Annotated in this window: 7 protein-coding genes; 4 read left to right on the top strand and 3 right to left on the bottom strand. The window is 62.0% G+C overall.

The window, feature by feature from the left end; genetic code table 11:
• The first annotated feature begins 280 nt into the window (after positions 1-280).
• Positions 281-1,819 (top strand): lipopolysaccharide biosynthesis protein, encoded by a 1,539-nt coding sequence (locus ACIGGE_RS07900; protein WP_397489903.1) that lies wholly within the window; start codon positions 281-283, stop codon positions 1,817-1,819.
• Here ACIGGE_RS07900 and ACIGGE_RS07895 read toward each other — a convergent pair.
• Entirely contained in the window at positions 1,740-2,606 is an 867-nt protein-coding gene (locus ACIGGE_RS07895; RefSeq protein WP_397489902.1) for a glycosyltransferase, read from the bottom strand. The genes ACIGGE_RS07900 and ACIGGE_RS07895 overlap by 80 nt on opposite strands.
• A gap of 158 nt (positions 2,607-2,764) precedes the next feature.
• On the opposite strand from ACIGGE_RS07895, the gene ACIGGE_RS07890 reads away from it, so the two are divergent.
• From ACIGGE_RS07890 to ACIGGE_RS07880, 3 genes are all read left to right on the top strand, one after another.
• Positions 2,765-4,573 carry an ABCB family ABC transporter ATP-binding protein/permease gene (locus ACIGGE_RS07890; protein ID WP_397489901.1) on the top strand — a complete coding sequence of 603 codons (1,809 nt, stop codon included), beginning with the start codon at positions 2,765-2,767 and terminating at the stop codon, positions 4,571-4,573.
• A gap of 110 nt (positions 4,574-4,683) precedes the next feature.
• Positions 4,684-6,186, top strand: a complete 1,503-nt coding sequence (locus ACIGGE_RS07885) for a SulP family inorganic anion transporter (protein ID WP_397489900.1) — start codon at positions 4,684-4,686, stop codon at positions 6,184-6,186.
• Between the two features lie 7 nt (positions 6,187-6,193).
• Positions 6,194-6,760, top strand: coding sequence for a DedA family protein (locus ACIGGE_RS07880; protein WP_397489899.1), 567 nt, complete (start codon positions 6,194-6,196; stop codon positions 6,758-6,760).
• Between the two features lie 33 nt (positions 6,761-6,793).
• On the opposite strand, the gene hslU is transcribed toward ACIGGE_RS07880, so the two are convergent.
• Positions 6,794-8,095 (bottom strand): ATP-dependent protease ATPase subunit HslU, encoded by a 1,302-nt coding sequence (hslU, locus tag ACIGGE_RS07875; protein WP_397489898.1) that lies wholly within the window; start codon positions 8,093-8,095, stop codon positions 6,794-6,796.
• 74 nt (positions 8,096-8,169) lie between these two features.
• Positions 8,170-8,730, bottom strand: coding sequence for an ATP-dependent protease subunit HslV (gene hslV / locus ACIGGE_RS07870; RefSeq protein WP_103025221.1), 561 nt, complete (start codon positions 8,728-8,730; stop codon positions 8,170-8,172).
• Positions 8,731-8,738: the final 8 nt, after the last annotated feature.

Genomic DNA, 8,738 nt, shown 5'->3' with positions numbered 1-8,738 from the left:
CCGTCAGCGCCGCGTCGGTGAGAGCCATCTAGGCGCGGTGTTGGATTCGGTCAACGCCTTTTTGAAACTTTGTTGCCCATTTGTGAAAAAACCCCAGAATCCCTCGCCTCCCAACCCCCAACCCCGCAAACACCACAACACCGCCTGCGGTACCACACAACCCCAACCCGCCCGGAATCGCCCAATCACCCCCGCCACCACCCCGAGTCACACCCGATTCCACCACAGAATCGATCATCCCATTCTCGCTTTCATAACGAATCGCCAGTAGCACCCCCCAATGCCAGCAAGTCGGGTCACTGAAGAGGAAGCGCCGGAAGGGTTCGGCGCCCGCGTGCGCAGCGCGCTTGCGTGGAGATGGGGCACGCAGCTGATCGCCCAGTTCATCACCTGGGGTTCCACCATCATCGTGGTGCGACTGCTGGATCCATCGGACTACGGCCTATTCGCCATGAGCCAGGTGTTCGTCACCGCGCTCAACTTTCTCAATGGATGGAGCTTTGCCAGTTCGCTGATCCAAGCCGACAAGGTCGGCGACCGGGAGATCGGCCAGGTATTCGCGCTTCTGCTGCTGACCAATGGGATGCTTGCGGCCGCGCAGCTCCTCTTCGCCCCGGTAGTCGCAGGCTATTACGGACAACCTGCGGTTGCCGAACTGTTACGGGTACAGGCCCTCATCTTCCTGACCATTCCCTTCACCGCCCTGCCCACGGCCCTTCTGGCCCGGCGACTGGAGTTTCGCAGTCAGGGCATCGCCAATCTTATTTCGGCGATCTTCGCTTCGCTCACCGCGCTGGGCCTTGCCTGGGCAGGCTTCGGCGTCTGGGCGTTGGTCTATGCCCCCATCGCCGGCTTCGGTGTGCGCGGCCTGATCATGAGCATTGCCGCACGGCTGTGGGTCCGCCCGGTGTTCAATCTGAAAGGCGCTGGTCGCCTGATCAGTTTCGGCGGCGCGCTGACATTATGCCAGCTGTTCTGGATCGTGCAGAGCCAGAGCGATATCTTCATCGCCGGACGCCTGTTCGATACGCACCAGCTCGGCCTGTATTCCGAGGCATTGTTCCTGACCCTGATCGTGACCGGGCGGTTCATCCCCCCGCTGAACGAGGTCGCCTTCCCGGCCTATGCCGAACTGCACAAGTCCGGCCGCAGCCTGGGACCGTATTTCCAGAAGACGGTGCAGAGCGTGCTGCTGGTCGTATCGCCCATCTATATCGGTCTGGCGCTTACCGCACCCGAAGCGATATTCGTGATCTTCGGCCCCAAATGGGTGGAGATGGCCCCGATCGTTTCGGGCCTTGCCGTGGTCATGCCGTTGATGGCGGTGCAGATCATCTGTTCGCCCACCTGCACTTCCACGGGAAAGGAGCGGATCTACCTGGCTACGAGCATAGCCGGGGCGGCGATCTTCGCGACATCGTTCTATATCGGCGTGCAGTTCGGGCCCCAGGGACTGGTCCACGCCTGGTGGATTGGTGCACCGCTGCTGCTGATCTTTACGCTGGCGCTGACCCTGCCCCAGATCAACCTGTCGGCGGGCCGCCTGATCGGCGCCGCCATCCCGCCGGCGGCAGCCTGCGCTGTCATGGCGATCGCCGTTTTCGGAGTGCGGGCTCTGCTGCCGACCGACATTCCTGCCGCCGTGACGCTGGCCGCGCTGGCGGGCGTCGGAGCGGCGACCTATGCGGGCGTGCTGCTGCTGGCGTGGCCGGATGTCGTGCGATCGGGCATCGCCATGCTCAGGCGCCGACCGACGAGCCCGATGCCGCCCGCATCCGGGCCAGTGCCTGTCGGTCAAACCAGTACCATGGTGGACTGAGCCGCGGCTTGAAGCCCGGCAAGGCCGCAGGATAAGCCTCCGCCAGATTGTCCGGCAGACCGCCGGGCCCTTCCGAGCGCATTATTTCCGTGATGATGCGGTTCTGGAACCGGCGAACCGCATAATTGACCATGCGCGCGGACTGGCTGCGCAAGCCCTTGAGAGTGATGCGATTGGGTTCGCAGAAGAAGCCCGCATCCGGGCAGACTTTCACCAGTTCGTGGCGCCAGGCCGATTCCGGCCCAAGATCGGTATGCGCCAGAGCGCCGATCAGGCCATCGTCGCCGACAAGATCGTTCGGCAGGCGAATACCGCGAGTCCGGATGCGGCGAACGAAATCGCCCGACAGGGCATAACAGTCACCGAACAGGCCGCCCTCGCGCACCATGGACCTGCGATAGTGTTCGGCATTGCGGCCATTCATGGGAACGGCCGAGGCGGCATTGGCACCCGATTTTTCGAGACATGAGCGGAGGGCATTTACCGAGCCTGCCACAAGCTGCGCATCGCCATCGACGAACACATATGTTTGCGCATCCGGCGCATCGTCGAGGATGAACCTGTTCCAGCTCCGTGATTTGCCGCCTTCGGCATAGTCAACCAGCCGCACACCGCGTGCGGCATAGCCACGGACGATCTCAGCCGTGGAATCGCTGCTGCCGTTGACCACCACCCAGATCTGCACATCGGGATCGTCCAGCGGCAGACTGTCGAGACAGAGAGCGATCCTCGCCTCTTCATTATGGGCAAGGACAGTGACGAGAACCGGTTTGGATTTTTCAGTCATGAAACGAATGCGCCAGGCTGCCGAAGGCATGGCCAATACGCGCGGCAGAGGGCGGCGTCAGCAAATATCCATGCACCTGTCCCAGAGCGGTTTAGGTTCATCCCGTAAAGGCGGTGTGCCTTGCCCTGCCCATGCCGGGCCCCCAAGTATGCGCCCGAATGCCACCCGATACTGCCAATTCCGCCCAGCGCGACGATCCTGAAGGCTGGGCAACCGTCCAGCGGTTCCTGCCGTATCTCTGGCCAGCCGATAATCCGGCCCTGAAGCGCCGCATCGTCGGTGCCATGATGTTCGTACTCGCGGCCAAGGCGACCACGCTCGCCCTGCCGTTCGCCTATAAGAGAGCGGTCGATTCCATGACGACGCCGGCCAATCAGGCGGTCATGGTCGCTCTGGCATTCGTCATTGCCTATGCAGCCGGGCGGTTCGCCGCGGTCGCTTTCGACAATCTGCGCAATATCACCTTCGAGCGTGTCGGACAGGATGCCACCCGTAAACTTGCCGAAGACACGTTTTCGCGGCTGCACCAGCTATCGCTGAGATTCCACCTGTCGCGCCGCACCGGGGAAGTGACCAAGACCATCGATCGCGGGACGAAGAGCATCGACGTCATGCTGTACTTCCTGCTGTTCAACATCGCGCCCACAGCGCTGGAACTGACTGCGGTGGGGGTCATCTTCTACCTCAACTTCGGATGGGAACTGGTTGCCGCCACCGCGCTGGCAGTAGGGGCGTATATCTTCGTCACGCGCACGATCACCGAATGGCGCAACGAATTGCGGCGGCAGATGAACGAACTCGACGGGACGGCCCTCGCCCGGTCGGTGGACAGCCTGCTGAATTACGAAACGGTCAAATATTTCGGCGCGGAAACGCGCGAGCGCGACCGCTACGCCGAATCGACCCGGGCCTTCGCCGAAGCGGCGATCCGGTCCGAAAACTCGCTGGCCCTGCTCAACATCAGCCAGGCGGTCATCATGAACCTGCTGATGGGCGCGGCGATGGCCTTCACCGTGTGGCAGTGGAGCAAGGGCGCGCTGACCACCGGCGATCTGGTGCTGGTGAACACCTATCTCATCCAGCTTTTCCGTCCGCTCGACATGCTGGGAATGGTCTATCGTACAGTTCGCCAAGGGCTGATCGACATGGCCGAGATGTTCCGCCTGATCGATACCGACGCCGAGGTAAAGGATGCTCCCGGCGCCCCTGCCCTGCTGATCCGCAAGCCAACCGTTGCTTTCGACAATGTCGTATTCGGGTATGAGGAGGATCGGACGATCCTGCACGGGCTGAGCTTCGAGGTTCCGGCGGGCAGTCATGTTGCGATCGTCGGCCCTTCGGGCGCGGGCAAGAGCACGATCGGGCGATTGCTGTTCCGGTTCTACGACCCGCAGGAGGGCCGCATCCTGATCGACGGACAGGATATCGCCGAGGTTACCCAGCACAGTCTGCGCGAGCAGATCGGTATCGTCCCGCAGGATAGCGTGCTGTTCAACGACACCATCGGTTACAACATCGCCTATGGCCGCGGCGGCGCCGGGCGCGAACAGGTGATCGCCGCGGCACAATCGGCAGCGATCATGCCGCTGATCGAGCGCCTGCCCGAGGGGCTGGATACCGAAGTCGGCGAGCGCGGACTGAAACTGTCCGGCGGCGAGAAGCAGCGCGTCGCCATTGCCCGCACGCTGGTGAAGGATCCGCCGATCCTGTTGCTGGACGAGGCGACAAGCGCGCTCGATAGCCGGACCGAACAGGAAATCCTGGCCACGCTCCGCCGTGTTTCTGAGCATCGTACCACGCTGGCCATTGCGCACCGGCTGTCGACCATCGCCGATGCGGACAAGATCCTGGTGCTGGAGCATGGTCGCCTGGTCGAAAGCGGTCACCACACGGATCTGCTGCGCCGCAAGGGCCTTTACGCAGAGATGTGGGATCGCCAGCGCGCAGAGAAGTCGGATAGCGACTGAACAGCGCCGCCGACCTTGCGGCTTGTGCCGCGATGCAACATTATTCATAATGTGCAGATCAACGGCGCCCATGCCGCGCCATTCCCGGATTAGACGAACGGAATTCTCGCATGCTCGACCGCAGCACGCTTCATCGCGACTGGTTTTCAAACATCCGGGCAGACCTGCTCGCCGGCCTGGTGGTGGCGCTCGCCCTGATCCCCGAAGCAATCGGCTTTTCGATCATCGCAGGGGTCGACCCGCGGGTGGGTCTCTATGCCTCGGTCGCAATTGCTATGGTCATCGCTTTCACCGGCGGGCGACCCGGCATGATCTCTGCCGCGACGGCGGCGGTCGCCGTCTTGGTGGTGCCGCTGGTGCGCGATTACGGTGTCGATTATCTCTTCGCGGCAACGATCCTGATGGGCGTCTTTCAGGGAATCGCGGCGCTGTTACGGCTGGACCTGCTGATGCAGTTCGTGTCGCGGTCGGTCATCACCGGCTTCGTCAACGCCCTGGCCATCCTGATATTCATGGCCCAGTTGCCCCAGCTCGACCCGACGGCAGCAGGCATCGGCTGGACGACCTATGCCATGGTCGCGGCGGCGCTGGCGATGATCTACCTGATCCCGAGACTGACGTCAGCCGTTCCGAGCCCCCTCATCGCCATTGTCGTGCTCACCGCGCTGACCATCTGGCTCGATGCTCCGGTCAATACCGTTGCCGACATGGGCGAACTGCCGGAAGGCCTGCCCTATTTCGCCCTTCCGAACGTGCCTTTGACGTGGGACACCCTCCTCATCATCGCGCCCTATTCGGCGACAATGGCGGCGGTCGGCCTGCTGGAATCGCTGCTGACGGCGCAGATCGTCGACGACATGACCCACACGGGCAGCAACAAGCGCCGGGAAAGCGCGGGCCAAGGCGCCGCGAACGTCGTCGCCGCGCTGTTCGGCGGTATGGGCGGCTGCGCGATGATCGGCCAGTCGGTCATCAACGTGACGAGCGGGGGACGCGGCCGGCTGTCGACCTTCACGGCGGGCGCAGCGCTGCTGATCCTGTTGGCGCTGCTTGGCGACCTCGTCGGGCAGGTGCCGATGCCGGCGCTGGTAGCGATCATGATCATGGTTTCGATCGGTACCTTCAGCTGGAATTCGATCCCCAACATCGCAAAGCACCCGTGGCAGAGCAGCGTCGTCATGCTCACGACCGTCGTCGTGGTGGTGGCGACGCATAATCTCGCACTCGGTGTGCTGGCAGGCGTGATCCTGTCGGGCGTGTTCTTCACACACAAGGTGATGACCATGTTCGAAGTGGTACGCGAGCGGGAGGGAGATACCGCGACCTATCGTGCCAAGGGGCAGATCTTCTACGCCAGCGTCGAACGGTTCGAAGCCGCACTCGGCCCGGAAAGCATCCAGCCCGATCCGGCACCGCATGTGATTATCGACGTGCGCAAGGCACACTTCTGGGACATCAGCGCGGTCGGCGCGCTCGACAAGGTGGTCGAACGAATGCGCCGAAACGGGCGCAGTGTGCAGGTCATCGGGCTAAACCGGGCAAGCGCTGATCTGGTCGACAAGTTCGCCCTGACCGACAAGACCGGTGTGGAAAGCGGGCTAGCCCCGCACTGAGGCAGATATGAACCTCGAAGCGATCATTGCGCAGTATGGCATCTGGGCGGTTGCGCTGGGTGCGGGCCTGGAGGGCGAAACCGCGCTCGTGCTAGGCGGGATCGCAGTCCATCGAGAGCTCATTGCTTATGCGAGCACGATCCTCGCCGGGGCCGCGGGATCGTTCATCGCCGACCAAACCTTCTTTGCCATCGGCCGAAAGTTCCGTGACGGGCCGCGGATCAGTCAATTCAGGCAGAAGAAAGGATATGCCCGCGCGGTGGCTGCATTCGAACGACATCCAACGCTGTTCGTTTTCGCGTTTCGGTTTCTTTATGGAATGCGCACGGTGAGCCCGATTGCGATCGGCACGACCACCCTGCCCGCGCGGCGCTTTGTCGTCATAAATGCGCTCGCTGCGCTTGTATGGAGCGCTGTCTTCGTGAGCCTTGGCTATGTCAGCGGACAGGCGATTGAAGCTGCATTCGGGCGAGTACGATCCTTCGCCCACGTGCTGATGCCGGTCGTAGTGATCGCGATTGTCCTGGCCCTGGCGGGACGCGCACTGCTGCGCCGCCGCGGCACGAGCGAATAGGGTCCCCGCCGCAGGAGCGGCAGGGACCCTGTCTTACAGGATATACTTGCTAAGGTCGGTATCGCCCGCGAGTGTTTCCAGCCTTTCGCGCACGTAAGCAGCGTCGATCATGATCGTCTCGCCCGCGTGATCTTCCGCTTCGAAGCTGATTTCTTCGAGCAGGCGTTCCATCACGGTCTGCAGGCGGCGGGCCCCGATGTTCTCTACCGTTTCGTTCACGCGAGCGGCCAGCTTGGCAACTTCGGAGATGGCATCTTCGGTAAAGTCGAGAGTGACGTTTTCGGTACCGATAAGCGCTTTGTACTGTTCGACGAGATTGGCCCGCGTTTCCTTAAGGATGCGCACGAAGTCTTCTTCGGTCAGCGCACGAAGTTCAACGCGGATCGGCAGACGTCCCTGAAGCTCAGGAAGCATGTCCGAAGGTTTGGAAACGTGGAAGGCACCGCTGGCAATGAACAGAATGTGGTCGGTCTTCATCGGGCCGTATTTTGTCGCGACCGTCGTGCCTTCGATAAGCGGCAAGAGATCGCGCTGAACGCCTTCGCGGCTGACGGATCCGCCCCGCACATCGGAGACTGCGATCTTGTCGATCTCGTCGAGGAATACGATCCCGTTCGTTTCCGCATTTTCCAGCGCGACGCGATTGACGTCATCCTGGTCCATACGTTTTTCGGCTTCTTCGTCGACGAGGCGATCCCAGGCATCGGGCACCTTCAGCTTGCGACGCTTCATCGAATTCTTGCCCATGGCCTTGCCGAGCATATCGGACAGGTCGATCATGCCCACGCCGCCGGGCATTCCGGGAATATCCATCTGCTGACCGGGCTGGTCGCGAACCTCGATTTCCACTTCGGTATCGTTCATCGCATTTTCGACGATACGCTGGCGGAAGGCTTCACGCGTCGCTTCGCTAGCATTTTCGCCAACCAGTGCATTGAGAAGGCGGTCCATCGCCGCCTTGCTGGCAGCATCGCGCACCGCTTCGCGGCGGCGTTCCTTTTCCAGACGGATCGCCTCTTCTGCCAGATCGCGCGCGATCTGGTCGACATCGCGGCCGACGTAACCGACTTCGGTGAACTTGGTCGCCTCGATCTTGATGAAGGGTGCCTCTGCCAATTTGGCGAGACGACGGCTGATTTCGGTTTTGCCGCAACCGGTCGGGCCGATCATCAGAATGTTCTTGGGCGTGACCTCGTCGCGCAATTCCGGGCCGAGACGCTGGCGCCGCCAGCGATTGCGTAGCGCCACGGCGACGGCGCGCTTGGCCTCTTTCTGGCCAATGATGTGTTCGTCCAGTGCAGCAACGATGGCTTTGGGGGTGAGGTTGTCGGTCAATTCATTTTTTCCAATATCGCGCTCGTGCACGAGGCTTGAGCGGGGTTATGTGGAGTTGCCCGAGGGCTAATCCATCACACCGTTTCGAGGGTGACGTTGCCATTGGTGAAAACGCACACGTCTGCGGCGACCGCCATGGCCTTGCGCGCGATGGTTTCGGCATCGGTTTCGTAATCGACGAGAGCCTTTGCGGCTGACAGCGCATAATTGCCGCCCGAGCCGATCGCCGCGATCCCGCCTTCGGGTTCGAGCACATCGCCATTGCCGGTGAGGACGAGGAGGTTTTCCTTGTCCGCCACGATCATGAGAGCTTCGAGATTGCGCAAATATTTATCAGTGCGCCAATCCTTGGTCAGTTCGACCGCGGCGCGCAGGAGCTGGCCATTGTGCTGTTCAAGCTTGCGTTCCAACCGTTCGAACAGAGTGAAGGCATCGGCGGTGGCGCCGGCAAAGCCGGCGACGACCTTGCCGCCTTCGCCGATCCGGCGAACCTTCTTGGCATTGGGTTTCATCACCGTATTGCCCATGGAGACTTGTCCGTCCCCGGCAATCACGATCTTGTCATCGCGCTTGACGCCGATGATGGTGGTTGAATGCCACTGGGTCAGGCCGTGGCGATTGTCGTTTGCGTCCATGCCGCGCG

The organism is Qipengyuania sp. NPDC077410 (genome assembly GCF_044543405.1).
GTDB classification, from domain to species: Bacteria; Pseudomonadota; Alphaproteobacteria; order Sphingomonadales; family Sphingomonadaceae; genus Qipengyuania; species Qipengyuania pacifica.
Note: the sequence above shows the minus strand (reverse complement) of the source record. Positions and strands in the feature narration are given on the sequence as shown.

Bases quoted from the DNA above. Each gene is read 5' to 3' on its own strand.
- ACIGGE_RS07885 (WP_397489900.1), top strand. From the start codon at position 4,684: ATGCTCGACCGCAGCACGCTTCATCGCGACTGGTTTTCAAACATCCGG.
- ACIGGE_RS07880 (WP_397489899.1), top strand. From the start codon at position 6,194: ATGAACCTCGAAGCGATCATTGCGCAGTATGGCATCTGGGCGGTTGCG.
- ACIGGE_RS07895 (WP_397489902.1), bottom strand. From the start codon at position 2,606: ATGACTGAAAAATCCAAACCGGTTCTCGTCACTGTCCTTGCCCATAAT.
- ACIGGE_RS07890 (WP_397489901.1), top strand. From the start codon at position 2,765: ATGCCACCCGATACTGCCAATTCCGCCCAGCGCGACGATCCTGAAGGC.
- ACIGGE_RS07900 (WP_397489903.1), top strand. From the start codon at position 281: ATGCCAGCAAGTCGGGTCACTGAAGAGGAAGCGCCGGAAGGGTTCGGC.
- hslV (WP_103025221.1), bottom strand. From the start codon at position 8,730: ATGGACGCAAACGACAATCGCCACGGCCTGACCCAGTGGCATTCAACC.